The following is a 23,762-nucleotide window of genomic DNA, read 5'->3' on the forward strand; positions in this document are numbered from 1 at the left end:
GTGGTGCATATTATGTATACCACACTGTTTGCCCTACTTGCGGTTACTATCGTGGTAAGGTTGCAATCGTTAAGGAAGCAGCTGAATAATGGGTAAAATCAATGCTGTAATCACAGGTGTAGGTGGATACGTGCCAGACTATATCCTCAACAACGAGGAGTTGTCGCGCATGGTGGATACCACAGACGAGTGGATTACCACACGTGTGGGTATCAAGGAACGCCGCATCCTTACAGAGGAAGGTCTCGGAACAAGCTATTTGGCGCGTAAGGCGGCAAAGCAGCTGATTCAGAAGACTGGCGTGGATCCGGACACAATCGACGCACTGATTGTGACAACCACTACACCTGACTACAAGTTCCCTTCTACAGCATCTATTGTCCTCGGTAAGCTCGGACTGAAGAATGCCTTTGCGTTCGACTTCTCTGCAGCTTGCTGTGGATTCTTGTACACCCTCGATGTTGCAGCTAGCATGATTCAGAGCGGCAGATACAAGAAAATCATCGTAATCGGTGCAGACAAGATGTCTTCACTCGTAGATTACACAGACCGTGCTACCTGTGTGCTTTTCGGCGACGGAGCAGGTGCTGTGCTTGTGGAGGCAACAGAAGAGGAAAATGTAGGTGTTCAGAACTCATACCTTCGTACCGACGGACAAGGCTTGCCTTTCCTCCACATGAAGGCTGGTGGTTCTGTGTGCCCTCCTTCACACTTCACCGTAGACCATCGTCTGCATTATCTTTATCAGGAAGGTCGCACCGTGTTCCGTTACGCAGTAACCGACATGAGCAACGACGTGATGAAGATCATGGAGATGAACAATCTCAAGGCTGAAGATGTGAACTGGGTGATTCCTCACGAGGCCAACCTCCGTATCATCGAGGCTGTGACCAAGCGTGCAGGAATTCCACTTGACAAGGTGGTAGTTAACATCGACCATTATGGAAATACCAGTGCGGCAACAATCCCATTGGCACTCTGGGATGCAGAGAGCCAGTTGAAGAAGGGCGACAACGTCATCTTCACAGCATTCGGTGCAGGATTCGTACACGGTGCATCATTCTATAAGTGGGCTTATGATGGTGCTGCTTATGGCAAGTAAGACATATTAAAATAGGATAGAATAATTATCTATATAAGGAAACGCATCTTTCTTATTTCATCTCAACAAAAGTGAACTAAGCAAGGATGCGTTTCTTTAGCTTCATGCCAGGTTCTGGCAAACTCATTTAAACATTTCGTTTCAATCAATTTTTTTATCGTATGCATAAAGCAGGTTTCGTAAATATCGTGGGCAACCCTAATGTGGGAAAGAGTACGCTGATGAATCAACTGGTGGGCGAGCGTATCAGCATCGCTACCTTCAAGGCGCAGACCACCCGTCATCGTATCATGGGTATCGTGAATACCGATGACATGCAGATCGTGTTTTCCGATACTCCGGGCGTCTTGAAGCCAAACTACAAGATGCAGGAGATGATGCTCGCCTTCTCGGAGAGTGCGCTGGCGGATGCCGACGTGTTGCTTTATGTGACCGATGTGATTGAGAACCCTGAGAAGAACATCGACTTCCTGGAAAAGGTGAAGAAGATGAAGATTCCGGTGCTTCTGCTCATCAACAAGATTGACCAGAGCGACCCGAACAAACTGGGTGACACCGTGGAGAAATGGCACTCGCTGCTGCCGAATGCCGAGATTCTTCCTATCTCTGCGAAAAACAAGTTTGGCGTGGATATGCTCCTCAAGCGCATCAAGGAGCTGCTGCCTGAGTCGCCTGCGTTCTTCGACAAGGACCAGCTGACCGACAAGCCAGCCCGCTTCTTCGTATCTGAGATTATCCGCGAGAAGATTCTGCTCTACTACGACAAGGAGATTCCTTATGCCGTAGAGGTGAGGGTGGAGCGATTCAAGGAGGATGACACCCGCATCCACATCAATGCCGTCATCTACGTGGAGCGTGATTCCCAGAAGGGCATCATCATCGGTCACCAGGGCGTGGCGCTCAAGAAGGTGAACACCGAGAGTAGAAAGGCACTTGAGAAGTTCTTCGGAAAGAAGATTTTCCTGGAAACCTTCGTGAAGGTTGACAAAGACTGGCGCAGTTCGCAGCGTGAACTCGATGCCTTCGGATATAATCCGGAATAATCTACCCCACCTCTCCCTGAATGTAATCGAGGGAGTAACTCTCGCCAGAGGGGCGAGGGCCGGAGCAAGGTCAGCTTCGGCAAATTATTAACTTGGATGCAGAGACCACATCCATGATACCTCCTCAAAGGAAGGAGGGTAAATGACTAATTATGGCAAATTTAGTAGCAATCGTAGGTCGCCCTAACGTGGGTAAATCTACTTTATTCAATCGTTTGACTCAATCTCGCCGCGCCATCGTGAGCGATACAGCTGGTACTACCCGCGACCGCCAGTATGGCAAGTGCAGCTGGAACGGCAGAGAATTCTCTGTGGTGGATACCGGTGGTTGGGTCGTTAAATCAGATGACATTTTCGAGGATGCTATCCGCAAGCAGGTGTTGGTAGCTACCGAAGAGGCCGACCTGGTACTCTTCCTGGTAGATGTTAACACCGGTTTGACCGACTGGGATGAGGACGTGGCCCTGATCTTGCGTCGTGCCAAACTGCCTGTAATCCTTGTGGCAAACAAGGTGGACAACAGTGCTGAATACTATCAGGCTGCCGAGTTCTATAAGTTGGGCTTGGGCGACCCTCAGTGTATCAGTGCCGCAACAGGTGGCGGTACGGGTGACTTGCTCGACATCATATTAGACAAGCTTCAGGACAATCCTGAGGAAGCCATCGAGGAAGACATTCCTCGTTTCGCCGTGGTAGGTCGTCCTAACGCCGGCAAGAGCAGTATCATCAATGCCTTCATCGGTGAAGACAGAAACATCGTTACCGAGATTGCTGGTACTACCCGCGACAGTATCTATACCCGTTACGACAAGTTCGGCTTCGACTTCTATCTGGTTGATACCGCCGGTATCCGCCGCAAGAACAAGGTGAGCGAGGACCTGGAGTTCTATTCCGTGATGCGTTCCATCCGTGCCATCGAGAACAGTGATGTCTGCATCCTGATGCTCGACGCCACCCGTGGTATCGAGACCCAGGATATGAACATCTTCCAGTTGATTCAGAAGAACAACAAGAGTCTGGTGGTGGTAGTAAACAAGTGGGACTTGGTAGAGGAGAAGAACCAGAAGGTGATTGATACCTTCGAGAATGCCATCCGCAAGCGCATGGCTCCGTTCGTGGATTTCCCTATCATCTTCGCTTCTGCTTTGACCAAGCAGCGCATCTTCCGCGTATTGGAGACTGCCAAGGATGTTTACCAGAACCGCAAGGCTCATATCGGAACCTCTAAGCTCAACGAGGTGATGTTGCCTATCATTGAGGCTTATCCACCACAGAGCGTGAAGGGTAAGTATATCAAGATCAAGTACTGTACCCAGTTGCCAAACACCACGATTCCATCGTTCGTGTTCTATGCCAACTTGCCACAGTATGTAAAGGAGAACTATCGCCGCTTCCTGGAGAACAAGATTCGTGAGAACTGGTCGTTGCATGGTTGTCCAATCAACGTCTTCATTCGTCAGAAGTAAGGGGAAGTGAAGAGTGAAGAACGAAGAGTGAAGAATCAAAATGTATAAAGATGAAGAAACTTTTGATTTTTATGATAATAAGTATGGGGTTGGGACTTTCTTCCTGCAAGGAGGAGCGTCCTGACCCTTCTTACTTTGCGGGTATCGCCGCAAAGGGTTACTACGACTTGCTCCTTGAGGGCAAGTACGAGGAGTATGTTTCCGGTTTCAACCAGCCCTACCGCATCCCGAAGGGCTATCATGACCAGCTGCTGCTCAATGCCCGGATGTATGTGGAGCAGCAACAGCTGGAGCACCAGGGCATAGCGAAGGTGAACGTGCTGAATGCCAAGGCAGACACCGCCCACCACGTAGCCGATGTCTTCCTGCAGCTAGCCTTCGGCGACAGCACCAAGGAGCAGATTGTGGTTCCGATGGTGGAGGTGAAGGGTGAATGGAAGATGAGATAGGAGTAATGTATTGACTACGATAAGATTCGCATGCTGATTCGTCATGACAAGAACTTCGACCATGATGCCAGCATCATTCAGGAACTGGTTACCAAGGGTTATGTTATGGGTAATCTCGTAGAGAATTTTCCTGCTGAGCGTATCAACGACCCGGATAACTTCTCTTTGTGATATTTATAAGGATATGACCGATTCTTATATTGTAGAACTGAAGTACTGCAAGTCGAACACTAGTGATTCTCAAGTGCAGCAACTTTTCAGGGATGCTGCTGCCCAAGTTTCCCGTTATGCCGAGAGCAACATGGTGAAAGAGTTGGTGAAGACCACTATACTTCATAAACTCGTGGTTGTTTATCGAGGGGTGGATATGGTGCTATGTGAGGAGCTGCTTGAGCAATAGTGTCAGAAATCATGTGAAAATCCGCAGTCTTGACCTATATCAAGGCTGCGGATTTTTCGCTTCTTTTTGCCCGAAATGATGGAAATGTGCATTTGGGTGTTTGCGCAAACATACGGAAAAATGCAGAAAAGACAACAATTCACTGTTAAAAATGCGTTGCTTTAACGAAAAATAACACTATTTTCTTTGCTGGTTTCAATTATTTGTTTTAAATTTGCCATCGAAATAAAGAATCGGGACGTAACTATGACCAAAAAAGAGAAAGTCTAAGAATGACGAAACTAACAACGAAAAAATAGAATTCCGAACAAGAAATTACGGTTATGAATAACGAAATAAGAACAACGAAACTCAGTTTTAGAATTTAAGGACTTAATTTTGCCGAGATTACTCTTCCCATTCTAAGAACATAAATTTAACTTTTTAAAACTTACAACGTATGAAACAGAACGTACTACTTTCAATGTTGGCAATGACTGTCCCAATGGCAGCATTCGCTGATGCTAATGTACCTACTGCAAAAGATGTATATTCTTCTGCCGGTGGATTTGTGACATTTGATGTTTCATTGGTGCCTGGCGAATATACTATCGCAGCTAAGCCAACTAAGAACGAGACCGTGAAGGTTATGGTAGATGGTAAGGAAGTATCTACCTTCACTGTAAAAAAAGAAGGCAATGTGAAGATTCAGGCTACTGTTGATGAGAAGACAGAGTTTGAGTCAGCATTTGTGTTGACACTCAAGTATGATTTTGCGGTTGTAGCTGACCCTTTTGCAAAGAAACTTGAAACCGTTACAGCTGGTATTGTAGATAATACTGCTGCCATCCAGGCTAGTGTTGCTTCTATTGAAGCAAAAATAGAGAATTTGAAGAAGGGTGATTATAACTTCTATAAGATTCAGCAGCTCTATTTGGAAGATAACTCTATCTATGTTAGAGATCTGAATAACTCATTGGAACAGTTGGGTAAGGATGTTAAGGCTGCAAATGATAATCTTAAAGCTAAGAATACTGCGTCTGGTCTTATAGAGACTGTAGAGACTCAGTTGGCTGAAATCGAGACACTTATCGGTACCAGTACAGATTACGCTAAGGTAACTAAGGGCTATGAGGCTCAGGTAAAGGCTTTGAGAACTGCAAAGGATGCTAAGGCTAAGGCTCTTGCTACTTCTTATGAGGTTCTTCTCAAATTTTAGTACAAAGCCCCAATTTTTATATGAAGGAGCAATATTTTTGAGAAAGTTTAATATAAAAAATTAGCGATTGTCTCCAAAAATATGTAAGTTTAAAGTGATCATAAAATATGACTTACAATGGATACAATCGCTAACAGATGCAAAATTATAAAAAAGATAAGGAACAACCAAATAAAATCCGATATAAATGCTTCTATGGCCGGAGAAAAACTTCTTATGGACATTTTTCCTGCCATAGATGGCTTTTTTATCACAAGTTGTGACTTCTCTTCCACGGAACTCAAAATGGTTCTCGTGAGTACGGCTACCCATGCCTTCTGCGACCGTTGTGGCCAGAAAACCACTCATACCCGTGGCTGGCAAAAGAGAACGGTCACGATGTGTCCTTTAGGGTGTAAACGGTTTGTTCTCACCCTTTACATGCGCCGTTTTTACTGCCAGTCTGATAAACATATATTTGTAGAGCAACAGACGAAGTGGCTAAACAAATATGCAAGATTCAGTGTAAGATGCATAGAGTTGATGAACCAGCTTCATATACATATGTCATCTGTGTCGACCTCCAAGGTCATGAGAAAGATGGGAATCACCTGCTGTCCAAATACTTGCATAAATCATTTGAAAAAGATCCAAAGACTTCCAGACAGGACTGCCAGGAATATAGGCATAGATGACTTTGCCAAGAGAAAGGGACATACCTATGGCAGTGTTATCGTAGACCATGACACAGGCGAGATTTTGGAACTGATAGACTCTAGAGATTCTTCGATTGTGGCAAATGTCTTGAAACAATACAAGAAAGTCGATACTATCACTCGTGATAGGGGACGATGCTTCATTAAGGCTATCAAGCAAGGAGCCCCATCAGCACATGCTATCACAGACAAATTCCATGTCATTGAAGACTTGACGAGCGCAGTCTTTCCAAAGATTCTGCAGGAGTTTTTGCATAAGAGAATGGAGTTGCTGACTCAAGGTCTAGTTGGTCCCATTAAGCCACAAATAAGTAGAGGTTGGCTTTATACCAGCATATATGCAGTCTTGGAATCGATGTGCAAGGATACAAGAAGAATCAAGAAAATGGCTGAATGGAACACTTTCATGGATCTTTATGCAAGGCAAGGACTGACTTTGAGTGAAATCCATGACAAAACAGGGTTTGATGGATTTAAGATGGGAAAGCTAAGGAACACCAAATATGAGGACTTGCTCAACCCAACGCAACTAAGGGCTTACAAAGCCATAGAATCTATTACAAACAGGATTCTCTGTAAAAAGTCATTGGATTACTCTGTGGTTACCAAGGGGTTACATTCTACAGAGAAGAAAGAAATACTGAAAAGACTTCTTTTTCTACTGAGAGAAAAATGGAAGGAAGACTGGAAGGCATACGATGATGCCTACAAGGCATTTCTTGCAAAGGCAACTATCAGGAGCGAAGAGTATGACCTTTGGAATTCAATAGTTCACTTCAACTGGAAAACCAAGACTGATACAGTCAGATTGTTTCTGCAGGACTTGCATATTACCGATTTAGCCTATTATATAACAACATTTCAAGGCATTTTGAGCGGAGAGGTCAAAATGAACTTGTACAAATGGATTAACATGGTCATAGGATGTGGTAATGAGAAAATGGAAAAGTTTGCCAAAGGACTGATTAAGGACTATTCCGCCATCAATAATTCTATTGCTAGCAAATTGAACAATGGAATCCTTGAAGGTTCGGTCAACAAGATAAAGACCGCAAAGCGAATTATGGGTGGAAGAGCATCGATTTCTCTTTTGCAGATAAAGGTCTCCTCAAACTTAGATACATAAATGTACCAAAATTTGAGAAGAACCTCTTATGAGAAGGGTACTGCTGTTGCTGATTTCGTAGAAAAGGATGTTAAGGCTTGGCAGACAGAACAGTTGGCTGCTATTAAGGCGTTGAAAGGCAATATTGAAGTTGCTAATGCCAATGACAACGATTATAATGAAGTTGCTAAGTTAGTAGCTGCATCTGAGGCAAATCGTAATGAAAAGACTCAGGAACTGTTGAAGCTTTTGCCTTCTGATGATGAGGTTTTGGGTAAGTTGTTGACTGATGCTCAGAACGAAATTGGGGAATTGAACAAGAAACTCTTGGCTGTAAAGACTGAGGCTCAGAATGGTACAGCAGAGTCTCATGATAATGCGACAGCAACCAAGAAGGCTAATCAGACAGCTTTAGCTGAGGTAGATGCTGATATCAATGCTGTTGTGGCAAAATATACCGGTTGGCAGAAGACTTATTCTGTAGAATTGAATGCGTCTGCAGAAAAGACTGCTAATTTGAAGAAGGTGACTGCTAAGGCTGATGCTACATCTGCACAGTTGACCAAGAAGGCTACAACTATTGAGACTGCTATTGCTTCTGAGACAGCTAAGTTGAAGGCTGATGCTATCGCTCATAAGCTCGGTACTTATGCATGGACTACTATCCAGGGTGATATTGATGCCCTAGGTGTAATTGTAGGTAATTATAATAATGTTGCTATAGCCTTGACTAACTATAATGCAGCTATTGCTAAGTTGGAGAAGACTGCTACAGATAAGAATGTTACCGTAACCGTTAAGGTTGACGGTAAGGATAAGACTCAGACTTACGCAGAACTTATTGCAGGTTTGAAGACAAGAGTTGCTAAGGTTCAGGCTGATTTCGATACAGCAAAGAAGGCTGCTGATGACAAGTTTGCTGCTGCTATTGCTGGTGTGAAGTTAGATGCTGATATTCAGACAGAAGCAGAGTCTTGGACAACTTCTTACGAGGCTAATAAGTATAAGTTTGATAACGCAAATCTTATTAAGGTTGCTACAGACAAGGTTGATGCAGCCAAGGCAGACATCAAGAGTGCCTTCGATAGAATTGATACTTATAAGTTCGACTTCGATACTTACGGAAAGAAGGCTGAGACATTGCATGAGCAGTTGGGTAAGGTAAACCTTCAGGTTAATGATCTGGATGTACAGGTCAAGGCTTTGGATCCAAATGGTGCACCTGATAAGGCTATTGAAGGCGTAGGTAAGATCAATGAAACGTTGAAAACTGTCAGTGCAGACTTGGATAAGTTGACCATCGCTGCTGATGAGGCTAAGACCGCATTTGTTCCTGTTAAGGAGCTGAAGGCTACAGCTGATTCTAAGGTTGCCGAGTTGACTGCTAGTCATAAGGAGGTAGTTGCTCTGAATAAGGATGCTTCTGCTAAGTTTACTGAAGCTTGCGCTACCGCAGAGAAAGATATTAATACCATAACTGCCAATATTAAGACATCTTATGAGGCTGAAACCTTAGTTACAGACTGGAAGGATTCTAAGGATAAGGATGGTAAGGTTATCAAGGGTTTTGAGACACTGTTGAAGGATCTCGCTACAACTCTTGCAGGATTGAAGGCTGATGCAAATGCAGCTAATGATAACTTGACTGCTAAGGATGCTCTTGTAAAGGCAATTACTACTTATGGTATTGCTGATAAGGTGGCTGCGGCTGATAAGGCACTTGGAACACTTGAGCATAAGACATTTAAGGATCAGCTTGCTGGATACAAGACAGAAAAAGCTGCCATTGATAAGGCTATCACTGATGCATACACGGCTGGCAAGGCAAAGGCTGAGCAGACTGCAATTACTCAGCGTATCCAGAGCTTGGCAAACAATTTGACAAACTTTGCTACAAATGTTCCTATTGTTGTTGCTAATAAGGACGCTTTGGATAATACCACTTCTGATTTGGATGCAGCTTGGACAAAGGCATTCAATGATATCACAAATAGTGATGCTTCATCTAAGGTGAAGGAGTGGCAGGTTAAGCTGAATGAGCAGAAGGTATTGTTGGATGCAGCTAAGAAGAATGTTGCTTCTTCTTATGATGCTGGAACATTGCTTGATAGCAAGAAGTTGGAAATCAGCAAGCAGTTGGAGACCATCCAGACCGAGGTTACTTCTATTGTGAAGGAGCAGGAAGCTGGTTACAATGCAGCTATTGCTGCCGACAACAAGGTGGTTTACGAGGACTTCCTGAGTGAGGCTAATCTGACCCAGACCATTATCAATAATGCGAAGGTTACAATCAATGGTTATCTGAATATCAACCATGATGTCTTGAAGCTCAATGTTGAAGAACTTGATAAGGTTTCTAAGGCTCTTAAGGAGATTGATGTTTATCAGGCTAGCTTGGAAGACTTGAAGGCTAAGACTCTCAAGGAATATCAGGATACCAAGGCTCCTGCGTTGTTTGATGTAGCTGGTAATAATAAGAAGGCAGCTAATGCTTATCAGGGTAAGGTTACCCTTAAAATGAATAACTTGTCTTCTATTATTAATAAGAAGGCTAATGATTTATATGCAGCTAAGTTCACTGAGGGTCTTGCCAAGAGCGTAACAGACCGTAAGACAGAGTTGGATAAGGTTGTTTATGACAAGAAGATGGTAACTTCTGCATTTACAGATGTTCAGAATGTTATTGATGAGATTACAGCACTTGCTGCTGATCAGGTTAATTTGATGATTAATCTTGATACTCAGATTCTTGACAAGATTCAGAATGCTGAAGACGCAAAGTTGCTTGACAAGGCTACAGCTAAGGCTTTGAATGATGATTATAGCGCTAAGCTTTCTGAACTCGAGGCTGATGCAAAGGCAAAGGAAACCGAAATGGCTGCGTTTGTTCATGCTGATAGAGATAAGGATCTTGATGCCTTCAAGGAGAATGTAACTGCATCTGTTGGAGAGGCAAAGAAGAAGGTTGCTGCTGAAAAGTTGGCATTGACAAATTATGAGGCTGTTAAGGCTGATTTCGCTAAGTATGATAAGGCTAAGGCTGTTTATGAGACAGCAAAGAAGGCTGATGGTATCGCAAAGGCTAATGATGTTATCCGTAAGGAGTTGGCACCTAAGTTCACAGAGTTGGATGCTAATTTGGCTGCCGCAGAAAAGTACTATTTGGCTTACTTCTTTGATACATCAGCACTGAAGGCTGCTTCTAAGGCAATTGGTATTGATATCAATACTAAGAAGGCAGAGCTTGAACAGGCTAGAGTTGATAAGCTTAATAAGAGTGAATATGAGACTGCAATTGCTGGTTTTGCAAAGCGTATAGAGGCACTGTATGAAAGTGCTAATAATACAGAGCAGGCCGCTATTAGCGCTGAGATTGCTAGTATTACTGCTGATAAGGATCAGGCCGTTAAAGGCTTCAATGCTGCAGGTGAGACAGAAAAGGCTACAGAGATTGAGAAGTTCTTCGAGACAAATTGCATGAATTTGGCTGCTGAATTTAGTAAATTGACGTTGCCAGAAGACTTGGCTGAGACTCAGGCTACATATATTGCTTGGGAAAAGAAGGTTGCCAAGGCTCATGCTGGTATCATCAACTTGTGGAAGGCTGATTTGACAGAGTCTACCTATAAGACTTTGGTTCAGAATTTCGATGTAGTTAAGGCAGAGTATGATAAGCTTGCTAATATCGTAACAACTGGTCATGAGCCTGTGAAGAAGGCTTATGCTGATAAGGCAGCTGAACTTGGTGTTAAGGTGAACGAGCTTAAGGCTTCTTTGGAGGACGATAAGGCTAATGGCTTTGTTATGCTTTACAATACCAAGCGTCAGAGTGCAATTGATGCATTAGGTGACGAGATTGAGCCTGTATTGAAGAAGGCTGATGCTAAGGAGACAGCATGGAAGACCAATGACAATGTGAAGGCATCTCTTGATACTCAGTTGCAGGCATTGAACACAAAGCTTGAGACTGTAGTGGATGCTATCGCAGAGCTTCCTCATGTAGCTGGTACTCTTGATGTTAGTGTTAAGAATATTACTGATGAGATTAAGTCTGTTACTGAGAGTATAGCTCTTGAAGCTCAGGCTGGAAAGCTTGTTGAAGGTTCTTACAAGACAAACGTAGACAATATTGCTGCTAGCATTAAGAATTTGAACCTTGGTGCTCACAATTCTGAAGCTACTGGTGTTATCAAAGATATCCAGAGTATCTGTGATGGTATTATATCAGCAAATTACAATGCTACTTTGAAGAGTGATGCTATAGCTGTTAATGATAAGATTTCTTCTTTGAAGGAATTCAACACCAATATGTTTAATGGCAATCGTTCTTATGTAAAGGATATTAATGGTAATCAGATTAAGGATAAGGATGGCAAGGACATCACTATGTTGGAGAAGTTGCCAGACTATCTCGCAGAGGTATATCCAGCTGTTCTCACTAAGGCAGATGAACTCGCTAAGGAGCTGAATCTGATTAACATGAAGGCTAAGAACCATATTGGTGACGCTGACCTTGATGAGACTGTAACTGTTAATGACTACTCTGAGGTTCGTTCTTGGATTATCGAGAACAAGGAGTACAAGGATCTTGCAGTTGACAAGGCTTGGGCTGGTGATGTTAATGGTGATGGCTTCTTCACTGTTGCTGACTTGACTCAGATTTCTAATATCATCTTCTACGGTGACCCTGCTGGTGAGAAGGTTGAGGAAACTGAGGGTGGTACAACAAGAGCTCGCGTTGTAAGAAGTGCTACTTCTGCTGATGGTGAACTTGCTGTTACCAAGACTGGTGAGGAAACTACCGTATTCGGTAAGACTGTTCAGATTGCAGTTGAGGTGGCTCATCAGGCAACATTCACTGCTGGTCAGTTCGATATCCAGTTGCCAGCTGGCATGAAGCTCGTAGGTCAGACATTGTCAGATCGTGCTAATGGTCATGAGTTGTTGAGCAACGAGATTGCAGACGGCAAGTATCGCTTCTTGGCTTCTACTATCGACAACAATGCATTCAATGGCAACAGTGGTGCTATCGTAGTGCTTAGCGTCGAGGTAGGTAGTGATTACAATGGCGGCGATATCCAGGTATCTAATGTCATCTTCTCTGATGCAAAGGGACGCTCTTATAGCATTACTAGAGGCATCGGTGATGGTACAGGCGAGACCACAGGTATCAACGCAATCACTGCACCTACTATGAAGGAGCGTATCTTCTCTATCGGTGGTATGGTGAAGAAGTCTATCCAGAAGGGTATTAACATCATCGTTGGTGAGGATGGTACTGCTCGCAAGGTAGTTAAGAAGTAATAATAAAAAGAATAGTTGAGGGTATCAGTTGCTGCTTTCCCTCTGGAAAAAGGCAACTGATACTTGATACCTTTTCTTCAAGATTAAAACAACATTTAAAATTATAATAATATGAAGAAATTATTCAACACACTGATGTTTCTCGCATTGGGCAGTGCCGCAACTTATGCTGATAACACGCTCAGAATCGCTGATTTCGTAATCAACGCCGGAGAACAGAAAACATTGGAAATTGAACTCAATAATGATGATAACGCATTATCTTCATTGCAGTTTGATATAGCACTTCCTAAGGGATTGACTTACGTAGATGGTAGTGTTGTTAAGGCAACAGATCGTATCACTCGTACCAGTCATACCGTAAAGGTTGTTGCGCAGAAGAACGGAGACTATCGTTTTGGTATCTTCTCTAATGAGGCTCAAGACAAGGCTCAGGTAGCTATTGCTGGTAAGGCTGGTGCCATCCTTTCTATTACAGTGAAGGCTGAGGAGAATTGCGAAGGTGGTGTTATCACTTTCAATGAGATTACTGGTAGTGATGCTACTGTAGCTGGTAAGGTTGAAAAGGTTCCTGTAAAGGGCGTTGCTGGTAAGGCTTCAGTTTCTGCAGGTGAGTTGGCAGTAACTAGCACAAAGAATCTTTTCCTTGCTGGTAAGAAGGTTGTTGTTGACTTCAACGTCAAGAATGATGTGAAGTTGTCAGGCATGTCTGCTATTGTTACTCTTCCAGAGGGTGTTACATTTGCAGAAGGTGACAAGGTGGTTTACGGCAAGCGTCTTTCTGAAAACGTAGTTGCTGATGTTGCTGCTGTAGAAGGTAAGACAAATACTTATAAGTTGACTCTTAGCTCTTTCACAAATGATGTATTTGCAGAAGGTGATGCTCTCTTTGGCTTGAATCTCGTTGCAGGTGAAGGCTTCAAGGGTGGTGACTTGGTTCTTTCTGAGGTGAAGTTCGCTAATCCTAAGGGTATCGAATTCTTGGTAGAGAACGCATTTGCTTATAAGTTGAATGCTACTCTCGTTGGTGCAGATAAATGGTCAATTAATGATGTTTATGACGTTGTTTCTGTTATGAAGGGTGTAAAGGTGCATCCTGATGCTGATATGACAGAAGATGGTCAGGTAAATATCAATGATGTTTATTCTGTAGTTGGATTAATGAAGTAGTATAATTTTAAAAAAATGAATATTATGAAAAAGAATATGTTCGTAGCAAAGTTGGGTATGTTCCTGATGATGCTTTTCGGTAGTGTTTCTATTGTTAATGGTGCGGATCTCGTTCAGTTGGCTGCGCCTACAATTACAGTCGATGGTCCTATCAAGATGATTCCTGGAATGGAAGCTGAAATTTCCATTAACTACGAGAGTAAAGATGAGTACTCTGGTTACCAGATGAAGGTTGCTTTGCCTGAAGGTCTTTCAGTAGTAGAGGAAAAGGACGAAGAGGGTGAGATTGTCTATGGTACTCTTGGTGATGCTTGCTCTGCTAAGTATCATGCTTCAGATATTTCATTCAAGGACAATGAGATTTTCTTCATCGTATTTAGTGTAAAGAACACTATGTTGAAGAAGGGTACATTGTGCAAGTTCAAGGTTAAGGCTAATGAGAAGTTGGCTAAGGACGCTAAGATTGAGCTTAGAGAAGTAATGTTTGCTGCTATTGGTGTTACCAGCGGTTATCTTACTTTGCCAGAAATCACAGTCAACAACATCAAGGACGAGTGGGATGCTAACGAGGCTGCAAATACCAAGATCAATGAGGCTCTCATGACTACAATGACTGCATTGGATGCTGCTGATGCTACAATCAACGAAACCTGCCTTGAGTCTTTGAGAGAAGGTTATCTCGACAAATTGGCTGACTGCGCTACCGTTATCAACCAGAAGGGTATGGAGTTGAGCGCCAAGTATGCTGCTATCGAGTTAACAGAGAAGGATGTTGAGGACTTCGTTGCAGTTTGCGCTGAGACTCAGACAAAGATTCAGGCAATCCTTGATGAGGCTGCTGCGATGACTAAGAAGTTCGAGACTAACGAGGCTGCTAACGCTACATTCCAGGCTGCCTTTACTGAGATTTCTACTCTGTTGAATGACGCTGATGCTAAGATCAACGATGAGTGCCCAGACGTTAAGGATACTTATCTTGATCAGTTGGCAGAAATTGCAACTCAGGTTAATCAGAAGGGTATGGAGCTTGGTTCTCTCTACGCTGCTGTTGAGTTGACACAGGAAGTAGCTGATAAGGCTGCTGCTGAAATCAATGCATTTGCTGCTCAGATTAAGGATATCGTTGCTGCTGCTGTTAAGGCTCAGAATGAGATTGCTACTGGTATCCATGGTATCAATGCAGACTTCCAGAATGCTGAGGCTGTTTACTCTATCGGTGGTGTTCGTCTGAACAAGGCTGCTAAGGGTGTGAACGTAGTTATCAGAAATGGTAAGGCTATTAAGGTTGTGAAGTAGTACGAGTGACTTCCCCTATCCGCTGATAGGTGTAATAGTAAGAAAAAAGTATAAATTTAAGAGGGGCATCGCAAGATGCCTCTCTTTTTTGTTTGATTAGCATGTATGTTGTCTAATGGGTGCAAGACAGTAAACCAAGAGGTTGTGGAGTCTGAAGGTTAGTGCCTTACCCCGAGAGACCCATCCCTATTTCCTTTTTTGAAGAAAGTCGTTGATTTTCTTTGCGTTTCCAATAAAAAAGTGTATCTTTGCGACAGAATTGCAATATTGCGTCCACGACCATATAAAACGTAAGAAGATGGCAAGGTTTATAGATCCACGTGGAGGCAGAGTGTATGGATATATTTGATTGTTGGATTTATATAATGAAGAATATGAACATGTTTGAGCAGATGCCATTCAGCGAGAAGTATCCAGTCTTCCGCAAGTTGGCAGAAATAGGCGACCTCCGCAAGCTTTCCCGCGAAGAACTTGAGCTTTATGACGAGGACATCAAGAATATGCGTGATATATACGCCACCAGAAAGTTTGATGAGAAAAGAGGAATGGAAAAAGGGCGTGCAGAAGGAATGGCTGAAGGAATGGCGAAAGGAATGGCGAAAGGTGAACTGTCTAAAGGTTTGGAAGTAGCCCGTAACTTGTTGGCAATGGGTATGTCTTGGACTCAAATCATACAAGCTACTGGATTAACGGAAGACCAGCTGAAGCAACTTCAGTCGTAGTGTATGTACATATCCACTAGGCGTTTCTCTTAGCATAAGTTACCCGTCAGGTGTTTCTCTGAATTTCAAATTGCTGGAGCACCTGACGGGTAAAATCTTTCTACCTGAGTTGTGTTTCAGCCCCAAAACCGAACAGGTCTAAAATCTGTGTCATTATCCTCCCATACTTCTTCCTTTTCTTCTTTTAAAAAGAAAATCCCAGAATTTCTTGGCAGTTTCAATAAAAAAGTGTATCTTCGCAGCAGAAATGCAATATTGCGTCCACGACCTTATAAAACTTAAGAAGATGGCAAGATTTATAGACCCACGTGTCGATTGGGCTTTCAAGCGAATCTTTGGAAGCGAGGACACGAAAGAATGCCTGATAACATTCCTGAACGGACTGTTTGAAGACGAGTTGGTAATCAAGGACGTGACGTTTGCCAAGACCGAAAAACTTGGCTTGCGCCCCGATGACCGTGGTGTGGTCTTCGATGTCTATTGCATCACAAACGAGGACAAGCATATCATCGTCGAGATGCAGAAGAAAGAACAGGAATACTTTGCCGACAGGGCATTGTATTACACGGCACGTGCCATTGTGCAGCAGGGGGTTCGTGGAATCTGGGACTATCACTTGGCTCCAGTCTATACGGTATGTTTCATGGATTTCGTGTCGTCGAGTCCGATATTAAAGAAGTTTCGCACCGACTTGGTGCTTACCGATTTGCAGACACGCCAGCTAGTGTCCGACAGGATGCGTATTGTGTACCTCCAACTGCCCTTGTTCGACAAGCATACGGAGGCAGAGTGTATGGATATATTTGATTGTTGGATTTATATAATGAAGAATATGAACATGTTTGAGCAGATGCCATTCAGCGAGAAGTATCCAGTCTTCCGCAAGTTGGCAGAGATAGGCGACCTCCGCAAGCTTTCCCGCGAAGAACTTGAGCTTTATGACGAGGACATCAAGAATATGCGTGATATATATGCCACCAGAAAGTTTGATGAGAAAAGAGGAATGGAAAAAGGGCGTGCAGAAGGAATGGCAGAAGGAATGGCTAAAGGTGAACTGTCTAAAGGTTTGGAAGTAGCCCGTAACTTGTTGGCAATGGGTATGTCTTGGACTCAAATCATACAAGCTACTGGATTGACGGAAGACCAGCTGAAGCAACTTCAGTCGTAGTGTATGTACATATCCACTAGGGTGAAATCTGTGTGAAGGCACCCAGTAAGGGCAAAATGGGTTTATCTTGAGCCTCATTTGAAGTTGAAGTGAGGCTCAAGTAAACCTTAATAGAGGCTCACGTAAACTTTATCTGAGCCTCAAACCAACTTGAGATGAAGCTTACTTCATTGGCAAATGAAGCCTGTTTCAATAATCAATGAAGCCTGCTTCACTGATTCATGAAGCAGGCTTCGAGATTCAGCGAAGCCTTTTTGCTTCACTGCTTACGCAAAATCGTGAGGGATAAAGCCAAAATCGTGAGGGATGCGTGAGGGATAAATCCCTATTTTCTGGTATCTGTCACGCAGGTAATCCCGCTATATTTCAATAGCTTAAAAACTTTTTTTCAGGAAATCGTGAGGGGTGATAGATGATTTGCAAGATTCTTCCATCTCAGCCTTCTTCACCTTTCTGAACAAATCGGAGGCGAAGACGAGGTCATTGAGCTTCTCGTTGGTGGCGCTCATCACCTGGTCCTTGTTGCCCTGCCACTCCTTGTGGCCCTGGTAGATGAAGCAGATGTTCTCGCCGATGCCCATTACCGAGTTCATATCGTGGGTATTGATGATAGTGGTCATGTTGTAATCCTTGGTGATGCCCGAGAGAAGTTCGTCGATGACGAGTGATGTCTTCGGGTCGAGACCAGAGTTTGGCTCATCGCAGAAGAGATACTTCGGGTTCATCACGATGGCACGGGCTATCGCCACACGCTTCTGCATACCTCCCGAAATCTCACCAGGGAATTTCTGCTGTGCCTCTATCAGATTCACACGGTCGAGACATTCCTGTGCGCGCTTCACGCGTTCCTTATAATTAAGGTTGGAAAACATATCGAGCGGAAACATCACGTTCTCCAGTACATTGAGCGAGTCGAAAAGGGCGGCGCTCTGGAAAATCATTCCCATCTCACGGCGCATCATCACCTTTTCATTCTTGTTCATGTGAACAAAGTCACGACCGTCGTAGAGCACCTGACCGCTGGTAGGTTCCAGGAGTCCGACGAGATTCTTCACCAAAACCGTCTTTCCCGAACCACTCTGACCGATGATCAGATTGGTCTTGCCGGTTTCGAATTGCACGCTGATATTATCGAGTACGGTCTTATCGCCGAATTTTTTCGTAAGATTTTTAACTTCTATCATAGTTCACTTCTTTAACTGAGAATTTTAGAAAGAATTGTAGAGAGAGTTTAAGAGAGTATCTGGGTAAGGAACACATCAGAGAAGAGGATGAGTACGCTGGAGCATACCACGGCGTCGGTGGAAGATTTACCCACCTCTACCGAACCGCCTTCTACGGTGTATCCGAAATACGATGCCACACTCGAGATGATGAATGCGAAGAAGAGACTCTTGATGATACTCATCCACACAAACCACTGGTTGAAGTTGTGCTGCAATCCCAGGGTCAGGTCGTCGGGCGGCAGGATGTGCCCGATATATGCCGTGGCGTAAGCGCCCACCGTGCCCAGCAGGGATGAGAAGATAACGAGGAACGGCATGATGGTAACCAATCCCAGAATCTTAGGAAGAATCAGGTAGCACGCCGAGTTGACACCCATGATGTCGAGGGCATCAATCTGCTGGGTTACTCGCATGGTGCCCAGCTCGGAGGCGATATTGGAACCTACCTTACCCGCCAGAATCAGACACATGATGCTGGAAGAGAACTCCAGCAGCATGATTTCTCGGGTGGTATAGCCCGAAACCCATCTCGGCATCCAAGGACTCTGGATGTTGAGTTTCATCTGGATGCAGATAACTGCACCGATGAAGAACGAGATGAGAAGCACGATGCCGATGGAGTCGACACCCAGCTGCGACATCTCCTTGATATACTGTTTCAGGAACATGCGCATACGTTCAGGGCGTGAGAAAGCACGCCCCATCAATATGAGATATTTACCGAAGGTGGTAAGCCATTTTTCTATTATCATGCTGTATAATCTATAAAATATGGTGCAAAATTAACCAAAATCCTCTAAAAAACTGCAATATTATGAATAGTTTTTGATTTTTAAAGCGATATTTCCACCTTTTTTAGTATTTTTGCAACCAAATTAGCTAATTATGGACGAAATAATGAATGAAGTACAACCTTCTTCCGAGGAAAAACTGGTTCTCAGAACGGAAGGGTTGGTAAAGCGCTATGGCAAGCGTACCGTTGCCAACGGCGTGACGATAAATGTAAAGCAAGGTGAGATTGTGGGTTTGCTGGGACCTAACGGTGCAGGCAAGACCACCTCTTTCTATATGACCACGGGTCTGGTAGTACCTAACGAGGGCCATGTGTATCTGGGTGACCAGGAAATTACGAAGTTTCCGGTGTACAAGCGTGCACGTGCCGGCATCGGATATCTGCCTCAGGAGGCGAGCGTGTTCCGCAAGATGAGTGTGGAAGACAACATCATGTCGGTATTGGAGATGACGGGCAAGCCAAAGGAGTATCAGAAGGAGAAGCTGGAGAGCCTGATCAACGACTTCGACCTTCAGAAGGTGCGCAAGAACCTGGGCGACCAGCTTTCGGGAGGTGAGCGCCGCCGTGTGGAGATAGCCCGCTGCCTTGCCAACGACCCTAAGTTCATCATGCTCGATGAGCCTTTTGCCGGAGTAGACCCAATCCAGGTGGAGGAAATCCAGCACATCGTGTGGAAACTGAAGTACCGCAACATCGGAATCCTCATCACCGACCACAATGTGGATGAGACGCTTACCATCACCGACAGAGCCTATCTGCTCTTCGAAGGCCGCATTCTTTTCCAGGGCACTCCGGAGGAACTGGCAGAGAACAAGACGGTGAAGGAGAAGTATCTTACCACCAGTTTTGTACTCCGCAAGAAGGACTTCCAGCTGCTTGATGAGCAGAAAAAGGCGAAAGAAGCAGAGAAAGATGGTTAAAAAATCAAATTTTTCTCTTATATATTAGGTATATCCATTAAAATTGTGTAATTTTGCAAGCCGATTGTGTAGTGTGCGAGCCAAAAGGACAGTTGGAGAGCCTAACCAATTGAAATAGAAATATTAATAATAACAAAATAAAAAAAGAAATCAAGATGAAAGTTTCATTTGAAAATCCTGACAAGATTAACGGTCTCTTGACTCTCGTAGTAGAGGAAGATGACTACAAGAACGAGGTTGAGAAAACATTGAAAGACTACCGTAAGAAGGCTAATGTTCCAGGTTTCCGTCCTGGTCAGGCTCCTATGGGTATGATCAAGCGCCAGTTTGGCCCATCTGTAAAGATGGAGGCTATCAACAAGATCGTAGGCCAGGAGATTTACAAGTATGTACAGGAAAACAAGATCCAGATGCTCGGCGAGCCTCTCCCATCAGAGAAGCAGGAGCCAGCTGACTTGGAGAAGGGTACTACATTCACATTCATGTTCGACATCGCTGTTGCACCTGAGTTCAAGGTAACTCTCAACGGTCGTGACAAGGTAGATTACTATAACATCAAGGTTGACGACAAGATTCTCGACCAGCAGGTAGAGATGTACGCTCAGCGTGCAGGTAGCTACGAGAAGGGCGAGCAGTATGAGGAGAACGACCTTTTGAAGGGTGACATCCGTGAGCTCGACGAGAACGGTAACACCAAGGAAGGCGGTATCACAGTAGAGGGTGCTATCCTGATGCCTAGCTACATCAAGGTAGAGGAGCAGAAGAACCTCTTCAACGGTGCTAAGCTCGGTGACATCATCACCTTCAACCCTAAGAAGGCTTACCCAGAGAACGATACAGAGGTTTCTACTCTCTTGAAGATCGAGCGTGAGGCTGTGGCTGACCTGGAGTCTGAGTTCAGCTTCCAGATTACAGAAATCCAGCGCTTCAAGAAGCACGAGGTAAACGAGGAGCTCTTCAAGCAGGTATTCGGTGAGGATACTGACGTGAAGGACGAGGCTGCTTTCCGTGCTAAGATCGCTGAGGGCTTGCAGGAGCAGTTGGTTAACGACTCTGACTACAAGTTCATCCTCGACGTACGCGAGCACTGCGAGAAGAAGGTGGGCGAGTTGACTTACCCAGACGCTCTGTTGAAGCGCATCATGTTGGCTAACAACAAGGATAAGGGTGAGGAGTTCGTAGAGAAGAACTACGAGCAGAGCATCAAGGAGTTGACATGGCACCTCATCAAGGAGCAGCTCATCCAGGCTCAGGATATCAAGGTGAACGACGAAGACATCAAGGAGACTGCCAAGGAAGCAGCTCGTGCTCAGTTCGCTCAGTATGGTATGACCAACATTCCTGAGGAGTACATCGAGAACTACGCAAACGAGATTCTCAAGAAGGGTGAGTCAGTTGACGCATTGGTAGACCGTTCTATCGATCGCAAGTTGGCTGAGGCTCTTAAGAAGGCCGTAAAACTCAACGAAAAAGAGATTTCTGTAGAGGATTTCAACAAGATGATGCAGGAATAAGCGTTTTTTTGAAAAAAAACTTCAAATAATTACGAGGTTATCGACTTTTTTTATTATCTTTGTTCCACCGAACGGGATGATGAGGTCGATAACCTCGTTTTCTGTTCTAAAAAACGAAGTAAAAAGCTATAAGATATGAACGATTTTAGAAAATATGCTACCAAGCATCTTGGTATGAATGGTATGGTGCTTGACGACGTGATGAATGCGCAGGCTAAGTATTTGAACCCTTACATTCTGGAGGAGCGTCAGCTGAACGTTACCCAGATGGACGTGTTCTCCCGACTGATGATGGACCGCATCATCTTCCTGGGAACCGAGATTGATGATTACACTGCCAACACGCTGCAGGCTCAGCTGCTCTATCTCGACTCTGTGGATAGCGGCAAGGATATCTCTATCTATCTGAACAGTCCTGGCGGTAGTGTTACAGCCGGATTGGGTATCTATGATACCATGCAGTTTATCTCCAGCGATGTGGCTACCATCTGCACCGGTATGGCTGCTTCCATGGCTGCCGTGCTGCTCGTATCAGGTCAGGAGGGTAAGCGTTCTGCCTTGCCTCATAGCCGCGTGATGATTCACCAGCCATTGGGTGGTGTGCAGGGTCAGGCTTCCGACATCGAGATTGAGGCTCGCGAGATTCTGAAGATGAAGAAGGAACTCTATACCATCATCTCTGAGCATTCTCATACTCCGTACGACAAGGTTTATGCCGACAGCGACCGCAACTACTGGATGACTGCCGAGGAGGCTAAGGAGTATGGTATGATTGACAATGTGCTGGTACGCAAGTAATCCTACTATATATAAATAGGTATATATAATTAAGGTATAAAGAAGAAAGAAAAGGAAGAAACATTATGCCAAAGAAAGTTTGTAGCTTCTGTGGAAGAGGTGAAACGGAAGTTAAGTTGTTGATTACAGGTATCAACGGCTACATCTGTGAGGATTGCGCCAAGCAGGCATACGATATTGTGCAGCAGACTGGCGTGTTGAACCAACAGGATGGAGCTGAAGGCAAGTTTGTATTGAAGAATGTGCCAAAGCCTGTGGAAATCAAGAAATATCTGGATGAGTATATCATCGGACAGGATCAGGCTAAGCGCCATTTGGCTGTATCGGTGTATAACCATTACAAGCGTTTGCAGCAGCCTGCCGACAAGGATGGCGTGGAGATTGAGAAGAGCAACATCATCATGGTGGGCAGCACGGGTACCGGTAAGACCCTGCTGGCACGCACCATTGCCAAGATGCTCGACGTGCCTTTCACCATCGTGGATGCCACAGTGTTTACAGAGGCAGGTTATGTGGGTGAGGACGTGGAGAGTATCCTTTCCCGTCTGCTCCAGGTAGCCGATTACAATGTGGAGGCTGCCCAGCGCGGTATCGTGTTCATAGATGAGATTGACAAGATTGCCCGCAAGAGTGACAATCCATCCATCACCCGCGACGTGAGCGGTGAGGGTGTGCAGCAGGGACTGCTGAAACTGCTGGAGGGAACCATGGTGAACGTTCCGCCAAAGGGAGGCCGCAAGCATCCAGACCAGGATTACATCCATGTGGATACCAAGAATATCCTCTTTATCTGCGGCGGTGCCTTCGACGGCATCGAGCGTAAGATAGCACAGCGACTCAACACCCATGTGGTGGGTTACAACTCTGTGCAGAATGTAGCCAAGGTAGACAAGAAGGACCTGATGAAGTATATCCTGCCACAGGACTTGAAGTCGTTTGGCTTGATTCCTGAGATCATCGGCCGTCTGCCAGTGCTCACTTATCTCAACCCATTAGACCGTGAAGCCCTGCGCAAGATTCTGGTAGAGCCAAAGAACTCTATCGTGAAGCAGTATATGAAGCTCTTCGAGATGGACGGCATCAAGCTCAGCTTTACCGAGGATTCACTCGACTACATGGTGGATAAGGCTGTGGAGTATAAGTTGGGAGCCCGTGGACTTCGTTCTATCGTGGAGGCTGTGATGACAGACGCCATGTTTGAGGTTCCTTCACAGAAGGTGAAAAAGTTTGAAGTAACATTGGATTACGCCCAGCACCAGCTTGACAAGGCACATCTGGGTCAGTTGGAGTCAGCATAAGTGCTGCAAAGGTGCTAATCGTGATTCGATGAAATAAATGAAAATCAGTTGGGCTTCGTCGCCCAATTGATTTCTACATACCATATAAAGACATA

Annotated in this window: 20 protein-coding genes (1 of these 20 only partly in view); 18 read left to right on the forward strand and 2 right to left on the reverse strand. The window is 44.6% G+C overall.

Annotation, left to right across the window (positions count from 1 at the left end; all coding sequences use genetic code 11):
• The 14 genes from rpmF to KUA49_RS04430 form a co-directional block, all read left to right on the forward strand.
• Window positions 1-89, forward strand: partial view of a 50S ribosomal protein L32 gene (gene rpmF / locus KUA49_RS04365; protein WP_006848356.1) — the 3' end only. Its footprint begins 97 nt before the window's first position; the window shows 89 of its 186 coding nt (coding positions 98-186); its start codon lies off the left edge, out of view; its stop codon occupies window positions 87-89.
• Window positions 89-1,102: a beta-ketoacyl-ACP synthase III gene (locus tag KUA49_RS04370; protein WP_217761756.1), complete on the forward strand. Its 1,014-nt coding sequence runs from the start codon at window positions 89-91 to the stop codon at window positions 1,100-1,102. The genes rpmF and KUA49_RS04370 overlap by 1 nt, the downstream gene beginning before the upstream one ends.
• Before the next feature lie 161 nt (window positions 1,103-1,263).
• Window positions 1,264-2,145: a GTPase Era gene (gene era, locus KUA49_RS04375; protein WP_203041943.1), complete on the forward strand. Its 882-nt coding sequence runs from the start codon at window positions 1,264-1,266 to the stop codon at window positions 2,143-2,145.
• A gap of 152 nt (window positions 2,146-2,297) precedes the next feature.
• Window positions 2,298-3,611, forward strand: coding sequence for a ribosome biogenesis GTPase Der (gene der / locus KUA49_RS04380; RefSeq protein ID WP_203041941.1), 1,314 nt, complete (start codon window positions 2,298-2,300; stop codon window positions 3,609-3,611).
• An 83-nt stretch (window positions 3,612-3,694) separates the two neighbouring features.
• On the forward strand, window positions 3,695-4,060 hold the full coding sequence (locus tag KUA49_RS04385) for a hypothetical protein (protein ID WP_254880744.1): 366 nt from the start codon (window positions 3,695-3,697) through the stop codon (window positions 4,058-4,060).
• A 30-nt stretch (window positions 4,061-4,090) separates the two neighbouring features.
• Window positions 4,091-4,231, forward strand: a complete 141-nt coding sequence (locus KUA49_RS04390) for a hypothetical protein (protein ID WP_256624951.1) — start codon at window positions 4,091-4,093, stop codon at window positions 4,229-4,231.
• Between the two features lie 13 nt (window positions 4,232-4,244).
• Window positions 4,245-4,460 carry a PD-(D/E)XK nuclease domain-containing protein gene (locus tag KUA49_RS04395; RefSeq protein ID WP_256624950.1) on the forward strand — a complete coding sequence of 72 codons (216 nt, stop codon included), beginning with the start codon at window positions 4,245-4,247 and terminating at the stop codon, window positions 4,458-4,460.
• Between the two features lie 439 nt (window positions 4,461-4,899).
• The gene (locus KUA49_RS04400) at window positions 4,900-5,658 is read left to right on the forward strand and encodes a hypothetical protein (protein WP_218413566.1); all 759 of its coding nucleotides are present in this window, start codon (window positions 4,900-4,902) and stop codon (window positions 5,656-5,658) included.
• A 285-nt stretch (window positions 5,659-5,943) separates the two neighbouring features.
• Window positions 5,944-7,479 carry an ISL3 family transposase gene (locus KUA49_RS04405; RefSeq protein WP_318331687.1) on the forward strand — a complete coding sequence of 512 codons (1,536 nt, stop codon included), beginning with the start codon at window positions 5,944-5,946 and terminating at the stop codon, window positions 7,477-7,479.
• A 12-nt stretch (window positions 7,480-7,491) separates the two neighbouring features.
• Entirely contained in the window at window positions 7,492-12,762 is a 5,271-nt protein-coding gene (locus KUA49_RS04410; RefSeq protein WP_218412399.1) for a hypothetical protein, read from the forward strand.
• A 111-nt stretch (window positions 12,763-12,873) separates the two neighbouring features.
• A complete protein-coding gene (locus KUA49_RS04415; protein ID WP_218412398.1) occupies window positions 12,874-13,932 on the forward strand; it encodes a hypothetical protein in 1,059 nt (352 codons plus the stop codon).
• Between the two features lie 24 nt (window positions 13,933-13,956).
• On the forward strand, window positions 13,957-15,228 hold the full coding sequence (locus KUA49_RS04420) for a hypothetical protein (RefSeq protein WP_218412397.1): 1,272 nt from the start codon (window positions 13,957-13,959) through the stop codon (window positions 15,226-15,228).
• Between the two features lie 365 nt (window positions 15,229-15,593).
• Window positions 15,594-15,950 carry a transposase gene (locus KUA49_RS04425; RefSeq protein WP_256624809.1) on the forward strand — a complete coding sequence of 119 codons (357 nt, stop codon included), beginning with the start codon at window positions 15,594-15,596 and terminating at the stop codon, window positions 15,948-15,950.
• 286 nt (window positions 15,951-16,236) lie between these two features.
• The gene (locus tag KUA49_RS04430) at window positions 16,237-17,118 is read left to right on the forward strand and encodes an Rpn family recombination-promoting nuclease/putative transposase (RefSeq protein WP_218412396.1); all 882 of its coding nucleotides are present in this window, start codon (window positions 16,237-16,239) and stop codon (window positions 17,116-17,118) included.
• Between the two features lie 374 nt (window positions 17,119-17,492).
• Here the strand turns inward: KUA49_RS04430 and KUA49_RS04435 are convergent, their stop codons facing one another.
• Window positions 17,493-18,302, reverse strand: coding sequence for an ABC transporter ATP-binding protein (locus KUA49_RS04435; RefSeq protein ID WP_203050668.1), 810 nt, complete (start codon window positions 18,300-18,302; stop codon window positions 17,493-17,495).
• Between the two features lie 47 nt (window positions 18,303-18,349).
• Window positions 18,350-19,096 (reverse strand): MlaE family ABC transporter permease, encoded by a 747-nt coding sequence (locus KUA49_RS04440; protein WP_218412395.1) that lies wholly within the window; start codon window positions 19,094-19,096, stop codon window positions 18,350-18,352.
• Window positions 19,097-19,241: 145 nt separating this feature from the next.
• Between KUA49_RS04440 and lptB the strand changes: the two genes are divergently transcribed.
• The 4 genes from lptB to clpX all read left to right on the forward strand — a co-directional run bounded on the left by lptB (window position 19,242) and on the right by clpX (window position 23,667).
• Complete coding sequence (gene lptB / locus KUA49_RS04445) at window positions 19,242-20,057, forward strand: LPS export ABC transporter ATP-binding protein (RefSeq protein ID WP_203040123.1); 816 nt, start codon at window positions 19,242-19,244, stop codon at window positions 20,055-20,057.
• 155 nt (window positions 20,058-20,212) lie between these two features.
• Window positions 20,213-21,571: a trigger factor gene (tig, locus tag KUA49_RS04450; RefSeq protein ID WP_203040124.1), complete on the forward strand. Its 1,359-nt coding sequence runs from the start codon at window positions 20,213-20,215 to the stop codon at window positions 21,569-21,571.
• A gap of 135 nt (window positions 21,572-21,706) precedes the next feature.
• Window positions 21,707-22,369, forward strand: a complete 663-nt coding sequence (clpP, locus tag KUA49_RS04455; protein WP_218412394.1) for an ATP-dependent Clp endopeptidase proteolytic subunit ClpP — start codon at window positions 21,707-21,709, stop codon at window positions 22,367-22,369.
• A 65-nt stretch (window positions 22,370-22,434) separates the two neighbouring features.
• Window positions 22,435-23,667: an ATP-dependent Clp protease ATP-binding subunit ClpX gene (gene clpX / locus KUA49_RS04460; RefSeq protein ID WP_218412393.1), complete on the forward strand. Its 1,233-nt coding sequence runs from the start codon at window positions 22,435-22,437 to the stop codon at window positions 23,665-23,667.
• The last annotated feature ends 95 nt before the right edge of the window (window positions 23,668-23,762 follow it).

Origin of the sequence: Segatella copri, assembly GCF_019249655.2 — a bacterium.
Classification (GTDB): domain Bacteria; phylum Bacteroidota; class Bacteroidia; order Bacteroidales; family Bacteroidaceae; genus Prevotella.